Source organism: Paralimibaculum aggregatum (genome assembly GCF_030270585.1).
Classification (GTDB): Bacteria; Pseudomonadota; Alphaproteobacteria; order Rhodobacterales; family Rhodobacteraceae; genus Thermohalobaculum; species Thermohalobaculum aggregatum.
This window is the reverse complement of the sequence record NZ_BSYI01000052.1, coordinates 16,800-37,098: the sequence shown is the minus strand read 5'-3', so window position 1 is coordinate 37,098 and position 20,299 is coordinate 16,800. Positions and strand designations below refer to the sequence as shown.

Annotated in this window: 21 protein-coding genes; 9 read left to right on the top strand and 12 right to left on the bottom strand. The window is 71.6% G+C overall.

The genetic code is table 11. From position 1 onward, the window contains the following. Window positions 1-592, top strand: a 592-nt coding sequence (locus tag QSJ97_RS21745) for a peptidoglycan-binding domain-containing protein (protein ID WP_285674416.1), incomplete at its 5' end; no start/stop codon positions are given. A gap of 12 nt (window positions 593-604) precedes the next feature. On the opposite strand, the gene QSJ97_RS21740 is transcribed toward QSJ97_RS21745, so the two are convergent. Continuing rightward, window positions 605-1,498 carry a LysR substrate-binding domain-containing protein gene (locus tag QSJ97_RS21740; RefSeq protein WP_285674414.1) on the bottom strand — a complete coding sequence of 298 codons (894 nt, stop codon included), beginning with the start codon at window positions 1,496-1,498 and terminating at the stop codon, window positions 605-607. Between the two features lie 100 nt (window positions 1,499-1,598). On the opposite strand from QSJ97_RS21740, the gene QSJ97_RS21735 reads away from it, so the two are divergent. Continuing rightward, a complete protein-coding gene (locus QSJ97_RS21735) occupies window positions 1,599-1,859 on the top strand; it encodes a DUF6552 family protein (RefSeq protein ID WP_285674412.1) in 261 nt (86 codons plus the stop codon). Between the two features lie 9 nt (window positions 1,860-1,868). Here the strand turns inward: QSJ97_RS21735 and QSJ97_RS21730 are convergent, their stop codons facing one another. The 9 genes from QSJ97_RS21730 to QSJ97_RS21690 all read right to left on the bottom strand — a co-directional run bounded on the left by QSJ97_RS21730 (window position 1,869) and on the right by QSJ97_RS21690 (window position 10,355). Then, window positions 1,869-2,651 carry an HpcH/HpaI aldolase family protein gene (locus QSJ97_RS21730; protein WP_285674411.1) on the bottom strand — a complete coding sequence of 261 codons (783 nt, stop codon included), beginning with the start codon at window positions 2,649-2,651 and terminating at the stop codon, window positions 1,869-1,871. A gap of 15 nt (window positions 2,652-2,666) precedes the next feature. Then, the gene (locus QSJ97_RS21725; RefSeq protein WP_285674410.1) at window positions 2,667-3,800 is read right to left on the bottom strand and encodes a mandelate racemase/muconate lactonizing enzyme family protein; all 1,134 of its coding nucleotides are present in this window, start codon (window positions 3,798-3,800) and stop codon (window positions 2,667-2,669) included. A 113-nt stretch (window positions 3,801-3,913) separates the two neighbouring features. Next, on the bottom strand, window positions 3,914-4,900 hold the full coding sequence (locus tag QSJ97_RS21720; RefSeq protein WP_285674409.1) for a zinc-dependent alcohol dehydrogenase: 987 nt from the start codon (window positions 4,898-4,900) through the stop codon (window positions 3,914-3,916). Then, the gene (locus QSJ97_RS21715; RefSeq protein WP_285674408.1) at window positions 4,897-5,664 is read right to left on the bottom strand and encodes an SDR family NAD(P)-dependent oxidoreductase; all 768 of its coding nucleotides are present in this window, start codon (window positions 5,662-5,664) and stop codon (window positions 4,897-4,899) included. Before QSJ97_RS21715 ends, QSJ97_RS21720 begins: the two co-directional genes overlap by 4 nt. Beyond that, on the bottom strand, window positions 5,661-6,977 hold the full coding sequence (gene hisD, locus QSJ97_RS21710) for a histidinol dehydrogenase (protein WP_285674419.1): 1,317 nt from the start codon (window positions 6,975-6,977) through the stop codon (window positions 5,661-5,663). The genes QSJ97_RS21715 and hisD overlap by 4 nt, the downstream gene beginning before the upstream one ends. 19 nt (window positions 6,978-6,996) lie before the next feature. After that, a complete protein-coding gene (locus tag QSJ97_RS21705; protein WP_285674407.1) occupies window positions 6,997-8,328 on the bottom strand; it encodes a TRAP transporter large permease in 1,332 nt (443 codons plus the stop codon). 10 nt (window positions 8,329-8,338) lie between these two features. Further along, entirely contained in the window at window positions 8,339-8,845 is a 507-nt protein-coding gene (locus QSJ97_RS21700) for a TRAP transporter small permease (RefSeq protein ID WP_285674406.1), read from the bottom strand. A 94-nt stretch (window positions 8,846-8,939) separates the two neighbouring features. Beyond that, window positions 8,940-10,100 carry a TRAP transporter substrate-binding protein gene (locus tag QSJ97_RS21695; protein WP_285674405.1) on the bottom strand — a complete coding sequence of 387 codons (1,161 nt, stop codon included), beginning with the start codon at window positions 10,098-10,100 and terminating at the stop codon, window positions 8,940-8,942. A gap of 30 nt (window positions 10,101-10,130) precedes the next feature. Next, a complete protein-coding gene (locus QSJ97_RS21690; protein WP_285674403.1) occupies window positions 10,131-10,355 on the bottom strand; it encodes a hypothetical protein in 225 nt (74 codons plus the stop codon). Between the two features lie 158 nt (window positions 10,356-10,513). Between QSJ97_RS21690 and QSJ97_RS21685 the strand changes: the two genes are divergently transcribed. Continuing rightward, entirely contained in the window at window positions 10,514-11,545 is a 1,032-nt protein-coding gene (locus tag QSJ97_RS21685) for a LacI family DNA-binding transcriptional regulator (RefSeq protein ID WP_285674402.1), read from the top strand. A 25-nt stretch (window positions 11,546-11,570) separates the two neighbouring features. On the opposite strand, the gene QSJ97_RS21680 is transcribed toward QSJ97_RS21685, so the two are convergent. After that, window positions 11,571-12,563 carry a methylenetetrahydrofolate reductase gene (locus QSJ97_RS21680; protein WP_285674401.1) on the bottom strand — a complete coding sequence of 331 codons (993 nt, stop codon included), beginning with the start codon at window positions 12,561-12,563 and terminating at the stop codon, window positions 11,571-11,573. After that, window positions 12,560-13,138: a methylenetetrahydrofolate reductase C-terminal domain-containing protein gene (locus QSJ97_RS21675; protein WP_285674400.1), complete on the bottom strand. Its 579-nt coding sequence runs from the start codon at window positions 13,136-13,138 to the stop codon at window positions 12,560-12,562. The genes QSJ97_RS21680 and QSJ97_RS21675 overlap by 4 nt, the downstream gene beginning before the upstream one ends. A gap of 876 nt (window positions 13,139-14,014) precedes the next feature. Here QSJ97_RS21675 and QSJ97_RS21670 point away from each other — a divergent pair. The 6 genes from QSJ97_RS21670 (at window position 14,015) to QSJ97_RS21645 (ending at window position 20,175) form a co-directional block, all read left to right on the top strand. Further along, on the top strand, window positions 14,015-15,016 hold the full coding sequence (locus QSJ97_RS21670) for a TAXI family TRAP transporter solute-binding subunit (RefSeq protein WP_285674399.1): 1,002 nt from the start codon (window positions 14,015-14,017) through the stop codon (window positions 15,014-15,016). 151 nt (window positions 15,017-15,167) lie between these two features. Continuing rightward, window positions 15,168-15,944, top strand: coding sequence for a DeoR/GlpR family DNA-binding transcription regulator (locus QSJ97_RS21665; protein WP_285674398.1), 777 nt, complete (start codon window positions 15,168-15,170; stop codon window positions 15,942-15,944). 70 nt (window positions 15,945-16,014) lie between these two features. Next, window positions 16,015-17,127 carry an ABC transporter ATP-binding protein gene (locus tag QSJ97_RS21660; protein ID WP_285674397.1) on the top strand — a complete coding sequence of 371 codons (1,113 nt, stop codon included), beginning with the start codon at window positions 16,015-16,017 and terminating at the stop codon, window positions 17,125-17,127. A gap of 12 nt (window positions 17,128-17,139) precedes the next feature. After that, window positions 17,140-18,402 (top strand): ABC transporter substrate-binding protein, encoded by a 1,263-nt coding sequence (locus tag QSJ97_RS21655; protein ID WP_285674396.1) that lies wholly within the window; start codon window positions 17,140-17,142, stop codon window positions 18,400-18,402. 58 nt (window positions 18,403-18,460) lie between these two features. Next, window positions 18,461-19,354, top strand: a complete 894-nt coding sequence (locus QSJ97_RS21650) for a carbohydrate ABC transporter permease (RefSeq protein ID WP_285674395.1) — start codon at window positions 18,461-18,463, stop codon at window positions 19,352-19,354. A gap of 8 nt (window positions 19,355-19,362) precedes the next feature. After that, on the top strand, window positions 19,363-20,175 hold the full coding sequence (locus tag QSJ97_RS21645) for a carbohydrate ABC transporter permease (RefSeq protein ID WP_285674394.1): 813 nt from the start codon (window positions 19,363-19,365) through the stop codon (window positions 20,173-20,175). Window positions 20,176-20,299: the final 124 nt, after the last annotated feature.

Below are 20,299 nucleotides of genomic sequence, written 5' to 3'. Positions count from 1 at the left end.
CCGCCCGCGGCCGCCCGGATACCGCCCGCCGCATTACCGGCCGCCGCACTGGCGCCCGCCGGCATGGCGCCCGCCCTATTTCCGCCCGCCCTACTACCGCCCGCCGCATTACCGCTGGGGGTCGTATTACTGGTACCCCGCCTGGGGCTGGTACTTCACCGCCGCGGTCGCGGGCGGCACGCTGGCCTATGTGCTGAGCCTGCCGGCGGATGACGGCTGCGAGCAGCTCGTGCTGGACGGCGAGACGCTCTACGAATGCAACGGCGTGCTCTACCGCTCGACGCTGCACGACGACGAGGAGGTCTACGAGATCGTCTCGTCGCAGGATGACAGCGCCGATGCGCCGGCGGTCACGCCCGCCCCGGCCGGCCCGGCAGGCGACGAGCTGTTGCGGCTGAACTCGCCGATCATGCGCGGCGAGCGGGTGCGGGCGCTGCAGATGGCGCTGAACGACCTGGGCTACGATGTCGGCGGGGTCGACGGCGCCTTCGGCGCCGGCACCGACCGGGCGCTGCGCCGGTTCCAGACCGACAACGGGCTGACGCCGAACGGCATCGTCGACGAGCAGACCGCCGTGGCGCTGGGGATCTGACGCCGCGCCGGCTCAGCCACCGGTGTCGCGGTGGCCGAGCAGCCAGCGCCGCACGGCATCGACGGTGTCGGGCGCGCGGTGCTCGCGCGGGCTGAGCACGTAGAAATCCGCCGGCCCGGCCAGCCGGTAGGGGTGCGCCTCCACGAGGGTCCCGCGCGCGAGCTCCCCGGCGACGAGGAAATGGCTGGCCAGCGCCACCCCCTGCCCCGCGATCGCCGCATCGAGCGCCAGCGCGGTCTGGCTGAAGCGCATCTCCTGGCCCGCCGCCGGCACATGGCCGAAGGCGCCCTCGAGATAGGCCGGCCAGTTCTGGTGGGCGCCGTGCAGCAGCCCGAGCCCCGCCAGCCCCTCCGCCGTGACCGGCCGCGGCAGCCGCGCCAGCAGCACCGGGTTGCACACCGCCACCAGCTCCTGGCGGAACAGCAGGTCGGCCCTGAGGCTGGCGCCGAAGGGCGGGCGGCCCTGGCGCACCGCGATGTCCACCCCGTCCGGCCCGAAGCGGGTGACCCGCTCGCTCGCCAGCACCGCCAGGCTGATCGCCGGATGCGCCTCGGCGAAGGCCCCGAGATGCGGGATCAGCCATTTCGCGGCGAAGGTCGGCGTCACGCTGATGGTGAGCCGCGTCGCCCCCGGCCGCAGCGCGCCGGTGGCCTCGGCGATGACCCGGAAGGCGCGGGCGATCTCGCGGTGATAGCGCGCCCCGGCATCGGTGAGCGCGAGGCCGCGGGCCAGCCGGTCGAAGAGGCGCAGGCCGAGCGCCGCCTCGAGCCCGCGGACATGCTGCGCCACCGCGCCCTGGGTGACGCCGAGCTCCTCCGCCGCGACGCGGAAGTTCAGGTGCCGCCCGGCCGCCTCGAAGGCGCGCAGGGCGTTGAGCGAAGGCAGCGCGGGGGACGGGCTATCCAATAGTTTTCCTACACTCAGCTTGCAGGCAGGCTGGCTCGCGGGCCGGTCTCCCGGCGGTTATATAGGGTTTCAGACAGGATCGCCATCTGGAGGACCCGGAATGACTGTAGAAAATCATGCCCCGACGATCGCCGGCATCGAGCGCGGGCGGGCGGTCACGGCGATCAAGTGGGCGGCCTCGGCGATCCAGATCGCGGGCTATGCGCTGACCGGCTTCGGCGTGACGCCCTGGAACCTCTACCTGTTCCTCGTCGGCGTGCTCGGCTGGTTCGCCGTGGGCGTGCTGTGGAACGACAGGGCGATCATGCTGATCCATGTCGTCGCCTTCTCGGCGATGATGGCCGGGCTATCGAGCGGCTGACGCGCCCGCTCAGTAGCCGCCCGCCGCGCCGGAGCCGCCGCGCATCTGCGCCATCACCGCCCTGGCGCCGGCCGCCATCAGCCGCGCATCCGAGGCGATGGTGACGAAGCGGAAGCCGCGCTCGATGCGGGCCAGCGCTGCCTCCGGCGTGCCGTTGTGGATGGCGGGGATGCGCCCGGCCTCGGTGGCCTTCGCCAGCACCAGCGCGATCGCCTCGGCGACCGGCGGATCGACATCGTCGAAGGTCGGCCGGCAGCCGAGCGCCAGCGAGAGGTCGGACGGCCCGATATAGACCCCGTCGAGCCCCGGCACGCGCAGGATATCCTCGAGATTGTCGAGCCCCTCCCGGGTCTCGATCATCGCGAAGACCACCACCGTGTCGTTGGCGTGCTCGGGATAGTCCGGCCCGCCATAGAGCAGCCCGCGGATCGGCCCGAAGCTGCGGCGCCCGAGCGGCGGATAGCGCGTCGCCGCCACCAGCCGCTCGGCATCGGCGGCGCTGTTCACCATCGGGCAGATCACCGCATAGGCGCCGGCATCGAGCACCTTCATCAGGATGCCGGGCTCGTTCCAGGGCACCCGCGCCATCGGCACCGTCCGGGTGGTGGAGATCGCGGTGAACATGGTGACCGCGGCCTGATAGTCGACCGCGCCGTGCTGGAGATCCACCGTCAGGCTGTCCCAGCCCTGATGCGCCATGGTCTCGGCGGAGAAGGCGCTCGGGATCGCCAGCCAGCCGTTCACCGCGGCGCCGCCGGCGGCCCAGATCTCGCGCAGTCGGTTCGGTCGCATGGGCGGTCTCCTCTGTCAGTCCTCGGGGGCGAAGCGGGCCAGCGCCGCGCGGTCGATCTCGATGCCGAGACCGGGGCCGGCGGGCACCGCGACCGCGCCGTCCGCGAGCGTGAAGGGCGCGGCGAGCACCGCCTCGCGGAACGGGTTGTCGGTCTGGTCGAACTCGAGCAGCGGCGCGCGCGGCACATGGCGCGGCGGGCTCGGCGGCAGCACCGCGAGCATCTGCAGCGCCGCGGCGATCGCCACCCCGGTGCCCCAGACATGCGGCACCACGCGGACACCCTCGGTCTCCGCCATCGCCACGATCTTGCGCATCTCGGTGATGCCGCCGCAGCCGCAGACATCCGGCTGCAGCACGTCCACCGCCCGCGCCGCCAGCGCATCGGCGAAGGCGCGGCGGCCGTGCCAGGTCTCGCCGCCGGCCACCGGGATCGGCTGGCCCGCGCGCACCTCGCGATAGGCCGCGAGATGCTCCGGCATCACCGGCTCCTCGAACCAGCCGATACCGTGCTCCGCCACCCGGTTGCCGAGGGCGATCGCCTCGATGGCGTCATAGCCGTGATTGGCGTCGATCATCAGCGCGATGTCGGGGCCGAGCACCTCGCGCGCCGCGGCGATGCGGCGGGCATCCCCGTCGAGGCCGAAGCCGATCTTGATCTTCGCGGCGCGGAAGCCGCGGGCGCGGTATCCGGCCAGTTCCTCGCGCAGCGCCGCCTCGGCGTCGCGGCCCTCGAGCGGGAAGCCCCCGGTGGCATAGGCCGGCACGGCGAGCCGATGCGCGCCGCCGAGCAGCACATGCACCGGCACGCCGAAATGCCGGCCCGCGATGTCCCAGAGCGCGATGTCGATGCCGCTCTGCGCGGTCATGGTGAGGCCGCGCTGCCCCTGGTCGCGGAACTGGTTGTAGATGTCGAGCCAGAGCGGCTCGATGGCCAGCGGGTCGCGCCCGACCAGCAGCTCCGCCATCGCCGCCACCGTCGCGGCATTGGGCCCGGCCGGGCCGAGGCACTCGCCCCAGCCGGTGGTGCCGTCGTCGCAGGTGATCTCGACGAGGCAGGCCCAGCGCGCGCGGAAGGTCGAGAAGGCGCTGTGGAACGGCTGCGCCAGCCGGTGCTGCAGGAGATGCGTCCGGACGGTCTCGATCTTCATGGCGCGCTTCCCTTGCTGCCCGGTGACGGGCCCCCTTCGAGGCCCGTCTTAGCATGGATCGCGGCGACCGCGAGCGCCGCGTTGCCGGCCCGCGAAGGGGCCGGGGCGCGGGGTCAGGGCTGCAGGATGATCTTCGGCGCCGCCACCCGCCCCGCCTTGATGTCGGCGAAGGCGCGGGCGCCCTCGGCGAGCGGGCGGATCTCCGGCCAGTCGAGCGCGCCGAGCCGGCCCGCGAAGATCGCCGCCGCGGTCTCGCGGAAATCCGCGGCGGTGTAGGTATAGGTGCCGATGAAGGTGATCTCCTGCAGCGTCATGCGGCGGATATCCAGCCCGCCCTCGCCCGAGCCGAGGCCGATATGCATGATCGCGCCGCCGGGCCGCACCGCGGCGGAGGCGGCGGCCCGCGTCGCCGCGATGCCGACCCCGTCGATCACCAGGTCGACCTCGCGCGGCCCGGTCTCCGCCGCCGGATCGAAGGCACGGATCTCGCCGGCCTTCGCGACGACCGCGCGGCGGTCGGCATGGGGCTCGGCCAGATGCACCTCGCGGGCGCCCTGGGCGAGCAGCGCCAGCGCCGCGCCGAGGCCGATCGCGCCGCCGCCATAGACGAGGCAGCGCGCCTCCTCGAGCGGCCGCGCGATGGCGCCGCGCCCGAGCCGCACCGCGTGCCAGCCGCAGGCCAGCGGCTCGGCCAGCGCGGCCTTCTCCGTCGGCACCCCCTCGGGGATCTCCACGAGATTGCCCGCGGGCATCGCGATGCGCTCGGCAAAGGCGCCCTCGCGCGGCGGCATCGAGATGATCTGGCGGTTCGGGCAGATGTTCTCGCGGCCCGTGCGGCAGGCCTCGCAGGCGCCGCAGGCGACCAGCGGGTTGATCGTCACCCGCCGGCCCTGCCCCGGCCCGGCGAGGATCTGCCCCGCCGCCTCGTGGCCCAGGATCAGCGGCGCCGGGCGGCGGTCGTCATGCCCCGCCCAGGCATGCATGTCGGAGCCGCAGATGCCGACATGGGCGATCGCGATCAGCGCGTCCGCCCCCGGCTCGGGCTCCGGCGCGTCGCGATAGTCGAGGGCCTCGGGCCCGGTATAGACGAGCGCCTTCATTTCGCGGTGTACCCCCCGTCGACATTGAGCACCTGGCCGGTGACGTAGCCGGAAGCCTCGGAGCAGAGAAACAGCGCCGGGCCGACGAGATCCGCCAGCTTGCCGTTGCGCCCGATGCAGGTCTGCGCCGCGTTGCGCGCGGCCAGCGCCTCGTCGGCGAAGACCGGGCCGGTGAGCTCGGTCGGGAAGAAGCCCGGCGCCAGCGCATTGGCGGTGATGCCGTCCTTCGACCAGGCCTCGGCCATGGCGCGGGTGAGCTGGCCGACGCCGCCCTTGGCGGTGCCATAGGCGATGCCGTTCGGCATCGCGCGGGTGGTCTGCAGCGAGGCGAGGTTGAGGATCCGCCCCCAGCCGGCCGCGCGCATCCCCGGCACCAGCGCCTGCGCCAGGAAGAACGGCACCGAGAGGTGCAGGTCGAGGGTCAGCCGCCAGCCATCCAGCGTCACCGCATCGGCAGGCTCGCGGAGGTTGATCCCGGCGGCGTTCACCAGGATCTGCGGCGGGCCGAAGGGCGCCGCCGCCTCCGCCGCCACCGCCCCGGCCGCCGCCGGGTCGGCGAGATCGGCGGCGAGCACCGCGGTCTCGCCCGCCGCCTCCGCCGCCCAGGCCTCGAGCGCGTCGCGCCGGCGGGCGATGCCGACCACCCGCGCCCCGGCCCCGGCCAGTGCCGTGGCCAGCGCCCGGCCGATGCCGGAGCTCGCCCCGGTGACGCAGGCGACCCGGCCCTCGACCCCGAAGAGCTCGGAGAGCGCCGGCGCCGTCATGCCGCGCCCCCGTCCGCGGTCAGGTCGAAGCGCTCGCCGGGGAAATACTTCTCCAGCCGGATATCGGCGGTGCGGGCATGGCCCTCCATGCCCTCGAGCCGGGAGATCCGCGCGGTCGCCTCGGCCACCGGCTTCGCCGCGTCGCGGGTGGAGCGCTGCCAGGTCACCAGCTTCATGTACTTGTGCACCGAGAGCCCGCCGGTGTAGCGCGCCGCGCCGGAGGTCGGCAGCACGTGGTTCGGGCCGGAGGACTTGTCGCCGAAGGCCACCGTGGTCTCCTCGCCGAGGAACAGCGAGCCGTAGCATTGCAGCCGGCCGAGGAACCAGTCGAGATCGGCGGCCTGCACATGGAGATGCTCGGGGGCATAGCTGTCGGCCACCTGCGCCAGCCCCTCGCGGTCGGCCACCACCATCACCTCGGCCATGTCGCGCCAGGCGGCGGTGGCGTTCTCGCGGTTGAGCTCGGGCAGCGTGGCGATGAACTGCGGCACCAGCTCCAGCACCGTCTCGGCCAGCGGGCGATGCGTGGTGGCGAGCCAGACCGGCGAGTTGTAGCCGTGCTCGGCCTGGCCCACGAGATCCCAGGCGACGACATGCGGGTCCGCGGTCTCGTCGGCCAGGATCAGGCTGTCGGTCGGCCCGGCGAACATGTCGATGCCGACGCGGCCGAAGAGGATGCGCTTGGCCTCCGCGACGAACTGGTTGCCCGGGCCGACGAGGATGTCGGCCTGCGGCAGGCCGAACAGCCCGAAGGCCATCGCCGCGATGCCCTGCACGCCGCCGAGGGCGAGGATCGTGTCGGCGCCGCAGAGATCGGCGGTGTAGACGATCGCCGGGGCGATGCCGATGCCGGGGCGCGGCGGCGAGCAGGCGGTGATGTGCCCGCAGCCGGCGACCTTGGCGGTGGTCACGGTCATCAGCGCCGAGGCGATGTGGCTGTAGCGCCCGCCCGGCGCATAGCAGCCGGCGGCGCGGCAGGGGATCGCCTTCTGCCCGGCCACCAGCCCCGGCAGGATCTCGATCTCCATGTCGCGGATCGTCTCCTTCTGCGCCTCGGCAAAGCGGCGGACATTGTCCCAGGCGAAGCGGATGTCGTCCTTCAGCTTCTGCGGCACCTGCGCGATGGCGGCGTCGATCTCGTCGCGGGTCAGCACCACGTTGCCGTCGTAGCGGTCGAACTTCGCGGCGTATTTCCGCGCCGCCTCGTCGCCGCCGGCCTCGATCTCGTCGAGGATCGCCTGCACCGCGGCACGGGTGTCGCCGGCATCGTCGGTCGAGCGTCTGGCGGCTTTCTTGAGATATTCGGCGGGAATCTCGGCGGTCATGTGGTCCTCACTTGTAGATGTCCGGAAGCAGGAAGGTGGAGAGCTGCGGCAGGTAGGCGATCATCAGCACCACCAGCAGCATGAAGAAGACGAAGGGCACCGCGCGCGCCGCGATCTTCAGGATCGACTCGCCCGTCAGCCCGGAGACGACGAAGAGGTTGAGCCCGAGCGGCGGGGTGATGAAGCCGACCCCCAGCGCGGTGATCATCATCACGCAGAACTGGATCTCGTTCATGCCGATCTCGTCGGCCAGCGGCTTCAGGATCGGCGCCAGGATCACGATGTTCGGCGTGGTCTCCATAACGCAGCCGGCGGCGATCAGGATGGCGATCATCAGGAGGATCAGCAGCGCCGGCTCGTCGGTGATCGAGGTCACCGCCAGCACGAAGCCCTGCGGCACGCCGAGCGCCGCCATGGTCTGCGCCAGCGGCAGCGACATCGCGATGATCGGCAGGATCACGCCGTTGACCTTGGCCGAGCTCACCATCATCGAGGGAAAGTCGGAGAGCCGCAGCGTGCCGAGGATGAAGCCGAGGACCACCGTGATCACCACCGCGGTGGCGCCGGCCTCGGTCGGGGTCAGCCGGCCCGAGAAGATGCCCCAGAAGATCACGCCCGGCACCAGGAAGGCATACCAGCCGCTCTTCACCGCGCGCCACAGATTGGCGGCCCATTCGGCGGTCGAGATCATCCCCCCGCCCTCATAGGCATAGCGCCGGTTGACGACGATGTTGGTGACCAGGATCGAGAGCAGGATCAGCACGCCCGGGATCAGCGCCGCCTGGAACAGCGTCGAGGCCGAGATGCCGAGCACGAGGCCGATCACGATATAGGCGATCGAGGGCGGGATCAGGATCCCGGTGCAGGCGCCCGCCGCCACCAGCGCGCAGGCATAGGGCCGCGGATAGCCCGATTCCACCAGCCGCGCGATGGTCATGCGGCCGACCGCGGCGGCGCCGGCGGCGTCGGAGCCCGAGATCGCCGAGAACATGCCGCAGACCAGCACCGTGGCCGAGCCGAAGCCGCCCCTGGCCCAGCAGGTCAGCGCCTCGGCGACGTCGAGGAACTTGCGGCTGAGCCCGGTGCGCACCAGCACGTCGCCGGTGAGGATGAAGAGCGGCACCGCGGTCAGCGCGAAATGGTCGATGCCGTCGAACAGGCTCTCGCCGAACAGCGACAGCGGCAGCACCTCGGAGACCACCAGCATGGCGATGGCGGAGGCGCCGATCGCGGCCCAGACCGGCACGCAGAGCGCGATCAGCACCACGAAGAGGATGACGGGGCCGAAGAACTCCCAGCCGATCGCGGGAGCCTCCTGGGCAATCTGGTTCCAGAGCATGCTGCGCGCCTCAGTCGAACAGGCGCTCGCCCTCGAAGGGCGGGCGGCCCTGGGCGAGATCGCGGGCGTCGCGGATCAGCGACTGGACAAGGCGGAAGATCATCAGCGCGAAGCCGATCGGCACCGCCGCGAGGAACCACACCATGGAGACGCGCAGCCCGTGGCTCACGCTGTCGAACTTCCACGACACCGCCAGCGTCTCGAACGACCACCAGACCGCCAGGCAGGCGACGCCGAGCATCACCAGGTCGCCGAACAGGTAGAGCGCCGCCTTGGTCCGCGCCCCGACATAGTTGAACAGCACGTCGATGCGGATATGGGCGCGCTCGCGCACCGCCGAGGCGGCGCCGATCCAGACGAGATAGATGAAGGCATAGCGGACGATCTCCTCGCCCCAGATCGATGAGAAGTGGAACACCTCCCGCCGGATGACCTCCACCGCCATGGTGACGACGAGGAGCGTGTAGAACAGGAGGAGCGCCCAGCGCTCGGCATTCCGGTTCAGGATCTCGAGCATGATCTCTCCAGTCGCCCGGCCGGGCCGGGCGGTTGCTGCATCGGTCGGAGCGGATCGGCAGGACCGGGCAGCTCACCGCCCGGCCCGCAGGCCATCAGGCGTCGTGCACGTAGTAGCGGCCCCTGGTGCCGGCGGCCTCGACGAGCTTCTCGAAGGTCTCCATCGAGCCGGCGAGCTCGACCTTGAAGTCGTTCCAGGCGTCGAGCTGGTAGCCGCCCGCGGCCTTCCACTCGGCGAGCTGGTCCTCGCTGAGCGAGTGGAACTGAACGCCCGACTTGCGCATCTCGGCCATCGCATAGGCCCGCGCCGAGGGCACCTTGGCGAGGTTCTGGTGGAAGGTCATCTCCGAGGCCCAGTCCACCGCCTCCTGCAGCTCCGGGGCCAGCGCCTTGTACCATTCGAGGTTGCAGGAATAGACCTGACTGTCCGGCACCGCCTGGGTGAAGGTGACATGGCTCAGGATGTCCTTGAAGCCGAAGGCATAGAGCGCGCCGACCGCCGGATCGAGCGCATCCGCCACGCCCTGCTTGATCGCCGAAGGGGTCTCGCCCCAGGCCACCGGGGTCGGGTTGGCGCCGACCATGCGATAGTATTGCTGCAGCATCTTCGAGCCCGGCACGCGGAACTTGACGCCGGGCATGTCGGCCGGGGTCAGGATCGGGTCGCCGGCGCCCTTGCGCACCGCCACCACCCGCGGGTCGATACAGAAGTAGAACAGCGGCTTGAAGCCGCGCTCGGCCACCTTGCTGTCGACCTCCTGCTTCCAGACATCCGAGGTCACGAGGTTCACGAAGCGCTGGTTGGCGCCGCAGAGATAGGGCAGGTTGATCAGGTCCACCGCCGGGGCGAAGGGCGCGAAGTTCGACAGCGAATGCTGCGCCACCTGGATCGTGCCGGCCTGCGCCTTCTGCACAAGCGCGCTGCCGACGCCGAGCTGCCCGCCGGGGGCGAGCTTGACATAGATCCGCCCGTTGCTGGCGTTCTGGATGTTCTCCTTGAGGTCGAGCTGCATCACCGGGTAGCTGCGCGTCGAGCCCAGCACATAGGCGGTGGCGATGGTCATCACGTGCTCGGCGGCCTTCTCGCGCTCGTTCTCCTCCTTGCGGGTCTGCGCCACCGCCTCGGTCGAGGTCAGCGTGCCCGCGGTGGCCGCGAGCACCGCCGCGGTGAAGCCGCCGGTGCCGGCCAGCTTGAGAAAGGTGCGCCGCTCGAGCGAGGCGGTCTCGGTCTCGGTCCCGGTCTTCCTGTCGGTCATTCCGTCATCCTCCCTGTTTTGGATCTCGGTTCAGTCGCCGCTGCTGCTGTCTTCGTCGGCCTCGCGGGTCTTGCGCACCGCTTCGAGCGCCAGCACGCCGACCACGAAGAGCATGGTCGAGACGAACAGCGTGAGCATCTCCGCGACATCGCCGAGAAACGTCGTGTGCCCGGCGGCCCCCATGCTGATGTTTCCGAAAAAGATCAGAAACATGACGGCGGCACCGGCGAGCGCCGGCATGGCTATGCGATTCATTCACGTCTCCTCCGCGGCTCCGCTGCCTGGCCGCCGTGTCGCGAGCGTTGATCCGCTCTGTCCCGACCGACCGTATGCGCATAGAATGCTGTTTGCAAGCGCTTACATTTATCATCAGCCTTCCCGGCGCAGAGGAAGGAAGCACGAGGAACGTCACGATGCGAAGCCGGCCCACCCTCGAGGACGTCGCCCGCGCCGCCGGCGTCTCCACCGCCACGGTCTCGCGGGTGGTCAACACGCCCGACCGTGTGCGCGCAGAGACCCGGCAGCGCGTCGAGGCGGCGGTGGCCGAGCTCGGCTACGCGCCGCATTTCGGCGGGCGGGCGCTGGCCTCCAACCGCACCGGCACCGTCGGCGCGGTGATCCCGACGATGGAGAACGCGATCTTCGCCCGCGGGCTGCAGGCGATGCAGGAGGAGCTCGACGCCGCCGGGGTGACGCTGCTGGTCGCCACCTCCGACTACGACGCCGCGAAGGAGGCGCACCAGATCCAGACCCTGCTCGGCCGCGGCGTCGACGGGCTGGTGCTGATCGGCGAGGCGCGCGACCCCGCGGTCTATGAACTGCTGGAGCGGTTCGAGGTGCCCTTCGTGCTGGTCTGGACCTGGCGCGCCGACAGCCCCTGGCCCTGCGTCGGTTTCGACAATTTCGCCGCCGCCCGCGACCTCGCCGAGCGGGTGCTCGACCGCGGTCATCGCCGCATCGCCATGGTCGCCGGCGTAACCCGCGACAACGACCGCGCCGAGGCGCGCATCCGCGGCGTGCGCGCGGCGATGGAGGCGCGCGGGCTCGCGCTGGCGCCGTCCGCCGTGGTCGAGTGCGACTACCGCATCGAGCCGGGCATCGAGGCGGCCCGCGGCCTGCTCGCCGCGGTGCCCCGGCCCACCGTGCTGATCTGCGGCAACGACGTGCTCGCCGCCGGCGCCTGCCGCGCGGTGCGGGCGGCCGGGCTCCGCGTGCCGGAGGACGTCTCGGTCACCGGCTTCGACAACATCGAGATCGCCGAGTTGCTCGAGCCGCCGCTCGCCACCGTGCATGTGCCGCACCGGCGCATGGGCCGGATGGCGGCGCGCAACCTGCTGGCGCGGCTCGACCCGGCGGCCGGCGGGGCCTGCGGCGCCGAGCGCCCGGCCAGCCTGCGCCTGGAGACCGAGTTCCTGGCGCGCGGCTCGCTCGGCCCGGCGCCCTGAGCCGCCTTCAGCTTCAGCCTCCGCCTCAGCCCCGGCCGCGCCCGCGCGGCTTGCGGCCCTCGAGCACGCCCGATTCGAGGATGATCTCGGAGACCTGGTGCTCCCGCCGATAGGCCATCACATGCACCCCGGCGACGCCCTTCACCGCGCGGATCTGCCGGATCAGCTCGATGCAGAGCCGCTTGCCCTCCTCGCCGGGCCGCGCCGCCCCCTCCATCCGCGCGATCACCTCGTCGGGGATGTGGATGCCCGGCACGTTCGCGCGCATCCAGCGCGCCGCCTTCGCCGAGGCCAGCGGCCCGACCCCGGCCAGGATGAAGACCCGCTCGTGCAGCCCGAGATCGCGCACCCGCGCCATGAAGCGCTCGAAGCGCGGCATGTCGAAGATGTAGTTGGTCTGGATGAAGTCCGCCCCCGCCGCGACCTTCTTGGCGAGCCGGTCCGGGCGCCAGTCCAGCGGCTCGATGCAGGGGTTCTCGGCGGCGCCGATGAACATCCGCGGCGGGCGGGTGATCTTCCGGCCGGAGAGGAACACCCCCTCGTCGCGCATGGTGCGGACGGTGCGCAGCAGCGAGACCGAATCGAAGTCGAAGACCGGCCTCGCCCCCGGCTGGTCGCCCACCGCGACCCCGTCGCCGGTCAGGCAGAGCAGGTTGCGCACCCCCATCGCCGCGGCGCCGAGCACGTCGCCCTGGATCGCGATGCGGTTCCGGTCGCGGCAGGAGATCTGGTAGACCGTGCCATAGCCCGCCCGGGTCAGCAGCGCGCTGATCCCGATCGACGACATGTGGCAGTTGGCCCCCGAGGCGTCGGTGGCGTTGATCGCGTCGGCCACCTCGCCGAGCGGCCGTGCCGCCTCGAACACGTCGGCCGGGTCGGCGCTGTCCGGCGGGTTGAGTTCGGCGGTGACGGCAAAGCGCCCGGAGCGCAGCACCCGCTCGAGCCGGCTGCCGGAGACATGGCCCGGCGGCGGCTCCTCATAGGGCCGGACGATGTCGCTGTGGTCCGCGAGGCTCATCGGCGGGTCTCCCGCCCGGTCGCCGCCGCCGGCTCGTCCGCCAGCGGCGCGGCGGAGGGCTCGTTCGCGCGCGCCCCGGGGAAGGCCCGGGCCAGCGCGGTGCGCGCCGCCTCGCGGGCCTCGCGCAGCTGCGCCGCCTTCTCGCGGCTGACCCGCAGCCATGCCGAGGAGCCCTTCAGGCTGCGATCCACCGGCGGCAGCACTTCGCGGATCTTGTCGCCCCCCTGCATCCGCGCCGCGCCCTCCCAGGCCAGCACCCAGACGCAGCGCATCCAGGGCTTCACCTCGCAATAGCCGCCCGGCCGCACGCCGCCGCAGGGGCCGTTGCGCAGCTCCTTCGGGCAGTTCATCGGGCAGGACATGCCGGTGGAGGAGAGCACGCATTGCCCGCACATCCGGCAGTCGAAGAGCAGCCCTTTCACGCCGCGCTCGACCAGCGCCACCGGGGCCTCCACCCGGCCATAGCCGATCTTCGCGAACAGCGGGTCGAGCGCCACCATCACCGCCTCGAGCCGTTGGTAGAGCCACTCGAAGCTGCGCGCATGGCGGTTCGCGAAGAGCCGCACCCTGTACATCCCGTCCCCTTCCGCCGGGGGAATCACCCCGCGGGGCGCCCGGCTCCCACACAGGATGCAGAAAGCGGCGCGCCGATCCATCGTGGCATGAAGTGCCTACATGTTTGTAAGTTCCGACGCGCCATCACTGATCGATTGCGCCCGCGTTCCGAGTATCGTGCGAAGAACCGGCCCCACACCGACCAGCTCGAGCGTAATCGCATCACCGCAGCCAGTATCCACAACGACGTGGCAAAAACCTGACCCGACGGGGATTGCTTAGGGGCCGGCGCGACAGTATTTTCGGCTTGGTCGGACAGCGAACCGGCCCAACATGCGAGCGTCATTTTGATCAGACCGATTGAGCCCTGCTCCGAAAGCCGCTCGGCGTTGCAGGGACACTAACGGGAAAGGCCGACCAGCGCGATGCTGACCGGCCTCCCAAGCGGCACCAACCGGGCGCGGGCGCCCGTCAGATGCACTGCCTACACAACAGGAAATCTGACATCGCCTGCGCTCGATTTCAACCCACTCCACTCGGGAGGACAGGGTCATGCAGGACGTGTGGGTGAATGCCTACACGCGTGTCCGCTTTGGCCGTGTCGAGCACGTCTGCGCGCACTGGCGTAGCCGCCCGACCTGATCCGTAGCGGACCTGGGCGCCGCCGGTCCATGCGTTAGCGGCCCGGTGGCGGGATTTCCGATCAATCGAACTGGGGCGGCAGACTTCTTGCCGCCCATCTTTTTGCCGTCCTGCTTGCGCCCTGCCTCCCAGTCCCGCCGGCGCGCGATCCGTGCTAGGATCGGTGCGGAGAGGAAACGGGCGCGCCGGCGCGGCGATCCTCCGCCGCTGGGATACCGGGAACCGGAGCGCGCGCCCCCGGAAGGAGACCTGCCATGCCCCGCACGCGCCCCCTGCTCGCGCTCGCCGCCGCTGCCACGCTCTGCCTCGCGCCGCCCCCCGCCGCCGCCGAGACCACCGAGATCGTCATCGGCACCGGCTCGACCACCGGGGTCTACTACCAGGTCGGCCGCGCGCTGTGCCGGCTGCTGACCCGCACCGCGCCGGTCGAGGGGCTGACCTGCCGGGTCGAGGACACCGCCGGCTCGATCTCCAACCTGCGGGCGCTGCGCGAAGGCACGCTGCATCTCGGTGTCGTGCAGTCCGACTGGCAGTACCACGCCGTCGCCGGCAGCGGCCCGTTCGCGGCGGAGGGCGCCGATGGCGAGCTGCGCGCGCTGTTCTCGGTGCATGGCGAGCCCTTCACCGTGGTCGCCCGCGCCGACAGCGGCATCGAGCGCTTCTCCGAGCTTGCCGGCCGCAAGGTCAATATCGGCAATCCCGGCTCCGGCCAGCGCGGCACCATGGAGCGGGTGATGCAGGCCATGGGCTGGACCCGCGACAGCTTCGCGCTGGCCGAGGAGCTGACCGCGGCAGAGCATTCGCTGGCGCTCTGCCATGCCCGGGTCGAGGCGATCGTCTACACCGTCGGCCATCCCAACGCCTCGATCGCGCAGGCCACCGGGCTCTGCGATGCGCGGCTGGTCGAGGTCGCCGGCCCGGAGATCGAGGCCATGGTGGCCGAGCTGCCCTATTACGGCATCACCGAGATCCCCGGCGGGATCTATGCCGCCAATCCCGAACCGGTGACGACCTTCGGCGTGCTCGCCACCGTGGTCGCCACCACCGCGCTGGCCGACGACACCGCGCATGCCATCGTCGCCACCCTGTTCGACAATCTCGACACCTTCCGCCGGGCGCATCCGGCCTTCGGCGCGCTGCAGCCGGCGGCGATGGCGCGCGACGGGCTCTCGGCGCCGCTGCATGCCGGCGCGCTGCGCTATTTCCGCGAGACGGGGATCGAGACCGCCGAGCCCGCCGGCCAGACCCCGGGCTGAGGCCGCCCCCCAGGCAGCCCCCCGGCCGCTGCGGCTGCGCCCCCGGGATGACCCGAGGGCGGCCGCAATGGTCATGCTCATTTGAGCATAGCTTCAAGAAACCTTCGCACGACCATGCTCATCTGCGCAGCGCAGCAGGGGGAGCATGGGCATGGCGGGGGCGACCCGGAGATCGCTGATCCTCGACGCCGCGCGGCGCGACGGGCGGGTCACGGTGGACGCGCTGGCGGCCGCGCTCGGCGTCTCGGCGCATACCGTGCGGCGCGACATCAACACGCTCTGCGCCGATGCGCGGCTGCGCCGGCTGCATGGCGGGGCGGAATACATCGACCCCGACCGCAACCTGCCCTACCGCACCCGCGCGGCGATGAACGCCCGCGCCAAGCATGCGATCGGCCGCCGGATCGCCGAGATCGTGCCGGACGGCGCGACGCTGTTCCTCTCGGTCGGCACCACGCCGGCGATCGTCGCCGCGGCGCTGGCCGGCAAGCCGGGGCTGACGGTGATCACCAACAACCTCAATGCCGCCGCCGCGCTGGCCGAGAGCCCGGGCGCGCGGGTGATCCTGCCCGGCGGCGAGCTGCGCCTGCCCGACCGCGACCTGATCGGCCCCGAGGCGGCGGATCTCTTCGGCGCCTATCGCGCGGATTTCGGCATCTATGGCGTCGGCGGCATCGAGCGCGACGGCACCCTGCTCGACTTCCACGAGGCCGAGGTGCGGATCCGCGAGCGCATCCGGCAGAACAGCCGCCGCGCGGTGCTGGTGGCCGATCACAGCAAGTTCGGCCGGCATGCCCCGGCGCTCGGCGGGCGGCTCTGCGATGCCGGGCTCGCGGTGCTCGACCGCCTGCCCCCGCCGCCCTTCGCCGCGCTGCTCGAGGGCTTCGCCGGGCGGCTGGTGCTGGCCGGGGAGACGGCCGATGCCTGAGCCCCAGCCCGCGCCCGGAACCGCGCCCGCGCCCACGTCCACGCCCGGGGATGCGCCCGCGGATCTGCCGGTGGATGCCCCCTTCGTCGAGGCTGCCGGGCTCACCCGGCAGTGGAACGGCGCCGGCGGGGTGGCGGATGTCTCGCTCGCCATCCCGCGCGGCGGCTTCGTCTCGATCCTCGGCCCCTCGGGCTGCGGCAAGTCCACCCTGCTGCGCCTGCTCGCCGGGCTGGAGACGCCGCAGGCCGGCAGCATCCGCATCGACGGGCGCGACATGACCCATGCGCCGGCGGCGGCGCGCGGGCTCTCGATGGTGTTCCAGTCCTACGCCCTGTTCCCGCATCTCAGCGTGGCCGAGAACATCCTCTTCGGCATGCGGGTGCGCCGGGCGCCGCGGGCCGAGCGGGCGGCCAGGCTCGCCGAGGCAGTGGCGATGCTCGGGCTCGAGGGGCTGGAGCGCCGCCGCCCCGCCGAGCTCTCCGGTGGCCAGCGCCAGCGCGTCGCGCTCGCCCGCGCCGTGGTCTCGGGCCACCCGCTCTGCCTGATGGACGAGCCGCTGTCGAACCTCGACGCCAAGCTGCGCCATTCGGTGCGGCGCGACATCAAGGCGCTGCAGCGCCGGCTCGGGCTCACCGTGGTCTATGTCACCCATGACCAGACCGAGGCGATGTCGCTCTCCGACATCGTGGTGCTGATGCGCGCCGGGCGGGTCGAGCAGATCGCGCCGCCGGCCGCGCTCTATGCCGCCCCGGTCAGCATCTTCGCCGCCGAGTTCGTGGGCGAGCCGCCGATGGCGATGGTGCAGGGCGCGGCGCTCGGCATGCCCGGCCGCGTGGTCGGCATCCGGCCGGAGAAGCTGCGCCTCGCCGCGCCGGGCGCCGGCGATCTCACCGGCCGGGTGGTCGATGTCGAGTTCCTCGGCGCCGGCAGCCGGGTGGTGATCGAGCACGCCGCCGCGCGCGGGCTGGTCGCGTCGGTCGCGGGCGCCGCCGGCCTCGCGCCGGGCACCGAGATCGGGCTCTGCCTGCCCGAGGACGACCGGGTCCTCTTCGACGCCCTCACGGGCCGAGCCGAACGGGGCCCGCAGCAGGATCGCGGGGCGCAGGATCGCCAGACCGGGCCCCGCGACGGCCGCAAGGCACCGTCACCGCAACCGCCTGAACCCCAACAGTCAAACCTCTGAGAAAGAACAGCCATGCGCATCGCAATCCCTGCCGCCGCCATGCTCGCCGCCACCGCGGCGCTTGCCGGCCCGGCCGCCGCCGAGACCGAGCTGACCATGTATTACCCGATCGCCGTGGGCGGACCGCTCACCAGGGTGGTCGATGCCATGGTCGCCGATTTCGAGGCCGCCAACCCGGAGATCTCGGTCAACGCGATCTATGCCGGCAACTACGACGACACCCGGATCAAGGCGCTCGCGGCGCTCGAATCGGGCGAGCCGGCGCAGCTCTCGGTGATGTTCTCGATCGATGCCTACGACCTGATCGAGCAGGATCTCATCGTGCCCTTCGACGCGGTGATCGAGGGCGAGGCCGAGGCCGAATGGCTCGCCGGCTTCTACCCCGCGCTGATGGCCAACGGGCAGGTCGAGGGCCAGGTCTGGGGCGTGCCGTTCCAGCGCTCGACCATCGTCGCCTACTACAACAAGGACATGTTCCGCGCCGCCGGGCTCGACCCCGAGGCGCCGCCGACCACCTGGGACGAGCTCGTGGAGATGGGCGAGAAGCTCACCACCGACGAGCATTACGGCATCATGATCCCCTCCACCGGCTACCCCTACTGGATGTTCCAGGCGCTGGCGATCCAGAACGGCCGGGAGCTGATGTCGGATGACGGGCTGACCACCCGTTTCGACGACCCCGCGGTGATCGAGGCGCTCGACTTCTGGCGCGCGCTCTCCACCGTCTACGGCGTGATGCCGGAGGGCACCGTCGAGTGGGGCACGCTGCGCCAGGCCTTCCTCGAGGGCGAGACGGCGATGATGTGGCACTCCACCGGCAACCTGACCGCGGTGCGGAACAGCGCCGGGTTCGACTTCGGCGTCGCCATGCTGCCGGGCAATGTGCGCCTCGGCTCGCCCACCGGCGGCGGCAACTTCTACATCTTCAAGGAGGCCACCGAGGCGGAGCGCCGCGCCGCGCTCGCCTTCATCATGTTCATGACCGCGCCCGAGCAGGCCGCGCGCTGGTCGATCGCCACCGGCTACATGGGCGTCTCGCCCGCTGCCTACGAGACCGAGGCGCTGACCGCCTACACCGCCGAGTTCCCGCCGGCGCTGGTGGCGCGCGACCAGCTCGAGCACGCGGTCGCCGAGTTCTCCACCTTCGAGACGGCGCGGGTGCGCGAGGGGCTGAACAACGCCATCCAGGCGGCGCTGACCGGCAGCAAGACCCCGGCCGAGGCGCTGGCCGAGGCGCAGGCCGCCGCCGAGCGCCTGCTCGCCGCCTATCGCTGATCCGCCGATCCCGGGGCGGGCGCCGGCCTGGCGCCCTCCCCCACCCCGCGAGGTGCCCATGGCCGATGCCTTCACGCTGCAACGCCGCCGCCGGGCGATCCATGGCTGGCTGCTGCTGGCGCCCTCGCTGGTGATGCTGACCGCCTTCGCCTTCTACCCCTCGGCGGCGACGCTCTGGGCCAGCCTGTTCTCCCGCGGCACCCGGCGCCGGCCCGCCGAGTTCATCGGGCTGGAGAACTACGGGCGGCTGTTCGACGACCCGACCTTCTGGCTGGTGGCGACCAACAACCTGCTCTATGCCGGGGTGACCATCCCGCTCTCGATCGCGCTGGCGCTGGTCATGGCGCTCTGGGCGGATGCGCGGATCCCGGCGCGCAGCTTCGTGCGCACCGCCTATTTCACCCCCACCGTGCTGCCGATGATCGCCGCGGCCAATCTCTGGCTGTTCTTCTACACGCCGGGCTTCGGCGTGCTCGACCGCATCGGCGGGCTGTTCGGCGCGGCAAGCGTGAACTGGCTCGGCCAGCCGGAGACGGCGCTCTGGGCGGTCTCGGCGGTGACGGTCTGGAAGGAGGCGGGCTTCTTCATGATCTTTTATCTCGCGGCGCTGCAGACCATCCCGCCGGACCTGCGCGAGGCCGCCGCCATCGAGGGCGCGGGCCGCTGGACCTATACCCGCCGGGTGGTGCTGCCGCTGCTGATGCCGACCACGCTGTTCATCCTCGTGAACGCCATGATCAACTCGGTGAAGCTGATCGACCACCTCTTCATCCTGACCAGGGGCGGGCCGTCCGACGCCTCCAAGCTGATCCTCTACTACGTGTGGGAGAACGCCTTCGCCTTCTTCGACCGCCCGGCCGCGGCGGCGATGACCGTGCTGGTGCTGGCCGGCCTCGGCACGCTGGCGGCGCTGCAGTTCCTCGTGATCGACCGCAGGACGCATTACCGATGAGCCGGGCGATGCCGCAGCCATCCCGCAACCATGCCGAGGCCATGCTGGCGATCCTGGTTGCGCTGCTCTGGATCTCGCCGCTGGTCTTCGCCCTCTGGGCCGCGTTCCACAACGCCTCGGACGCGGCCAGCTTCGATCTCGGCGCGCCCTGGACGCTGGCCAATTTCCGCACCGCCTGGGCCGGCGCGCCCTGGCTCACCTACCTGCTCAACAGCTTCCTGCTGGTCAGCCTCGTGCTGGCCGGCCAGCTGGTGCTGACCACGCTGGCCGGCTTCGCCTTCGCGCAGGTCGCGTTCCGCGGCAAGGACACGGTGTTCCTGCTAGTGCTGCTGCAGCTCTTCATCCTGCCCGAGGTGCTGATCGTCGAGAACTACCGCGTCGCGGCGCGGCTGGGGCTGCTCGACACGCTCCTCGGCATCGGCGCGCCCTACATGGCCTCGGCCTTCGGCATCTTCCTGATGCGCCAGACCTTCCGGTCGGTGCCGAAGGAGCTCGACGAGGCCGCGCGGGTCGAGGGCTGCTCGCTGCTGGGGGTGCTCTGGCGGGTCTATGTGCCGGCGGCGCGGCCGACCTATCTCGCCTATGCGCTGGTCTCGATCTCGACGCACTGGAACAACTTCCTCTGGCCGCTGATCGTCACCAACACCGAGGGCACGCGGCCGCTCACCGTCGGGCTCTCGATCTTCGCGGCCCCGGAGAACGGGGTGGACATCGCGGTGATCTCGGCCGCCACCGTGATGACCGCGGCGCCGCTGGTGGTGCTGTTCCTGGTGTTCCAGCGGCAGTTCGTCCAGGCCTTCCTGCGGGCCGGGATCAAGTGAGCCCGGCGGCGGTCTGCGCCCCTGCGCGCGGTTTCGTCACGAAACTGCCACCGAACCATGACGCCACCTACACAGATCACCGCTAGGGCGCTGCAAAGGATGCTCCGCCCGCTCGGCCGGATCC

Excerpts from the sequence above, each read along its gene's own strand:
- QSJ97_RS21650 (WP_285674395.1), top strand. The coding sequence starts at position 18,461 with ATGGCCGATGCCTTCACGCTGCAACGCCGCCGCCGGGCGATCCATGGC.
- QSJ97_RS21715 (WP_285674408.1), bottom strand. The coding sequence starts at position 5,664 with ATGACGGCGCCGGCGCTCTCCGAGCTCTTCGGGGTCGAGGGCCGGGTC.
- QSJ97_RS21690 (WP_285674403.1), bottom strand. The coding sequence starts at position 10,355 with ATGAATCGCATAGCCATGCCGGCGCTCGCCGGTGCCGCCGTCATGTTT.
- QSJ97_RS21680 (WP_285674401.1), bottom strand. The coding sequence starts at position 12,563 with ATGAGCCTCGCGGACCACAGCGACATCGTCCGGCCCTATGAGGAGCCG.
- QSJ97_RS21685 (WP_285674402.1), top strand. The coding sequence starts at position 10,514 with ATGCGAAGCCGGCCCACCCTCGAGGACGTCGCCCGCGCCGCCGGCGTC.
- QSJ97_RS21695 (WP_285674405.1), bottom strand. The coding sequence starts at position 10,100 with ATGACCGACAGGAAGACCGGGACCGAGACCGAGACCGCCTCGCTCGAG.
- QSJ97_RS21720 (WP_285674409.1), bottom strand. The coding sequence starts at position 4,900 with ATGAAGGCGCTCGTCTATACCGGGCCCGAGGCCCTCGACTATCGCGAC.
- QSJ97_RS21700 (WP_285674406.1), bottom strand. The coding sequence starts at position 8,845 with ATGCTCGAGATCCTGAACCGGAATGCCGAGCGCTGGGCGCTCCTCCTG.
- QSJ97_RS21705 (WP_285674407.1), bottom strand. The coding sequence starts at position 8,328 with ATGCTCTGGAACCAGATTGCCCAGGAGGCTCCCGCGATCGGCTGGGAG.
- QSJ97_RS21655 (WP_285674396.1), top strand. The coding sequence starts at position 17,140 with ATGCGCATCGCAATCCCTGCCGCCGCCATGCTCGCCGCCACCGCGGCG.
- QSJ97_RS21665 (WP_285674398.1), top strand. The coding sequence starts at position 15,168 with ATGGCGGGGGCGACCCGGAGATCGCTGATCCTCGACGCCGCGCGGCGC.
- QSJ97_RS21730 (WP_285674411.1), bottom strand. The coding sequence starts at position 2,651 with ATGCGACCGAACCGACTGCGCGAGATCTGGGCCGCCGGCGGCGCCGCG.
- QSJ97_RS21725 (WP_285674410.1), bottom strand. The coding sequence starts at position 3,800 with ATGAAGATCGAGACCGTCCGGACGCATCTCCTGCAGCACCGGCTGGCG.
- QSJ97_RS21645 (WP_285674394.1), top strand. The coding sequence starts at position 19,363 with ATGCCGCAGCCATCCCGCAACCATGCCGAGGCCATGCTGGCGATCCTG.
- QSJ97_RS21670 (WP_285674399.1), top strand. The coding sequence starts at position 14,015 with ATGCCCCGCACGCGCCCCCTGCTCGCGCTCGCCGCCGCTGCCACGCTC.
- QSJ97_RS21675 (WP_285674400.1), bottom strand. The coding sequence starts at position 13,138 with ATGTACAGGGTGCGGCTCTTCGCGAACCGCCATGCGCGCAGCTTCGAG.
- QSJ97_RS21735 (WP_285674412.1), top strand. The coding sequence starts at position 1,599 with ATGACTGTAGAAAATCATGCCCCGACGATCGCCGGCATCGAGCGCGGG.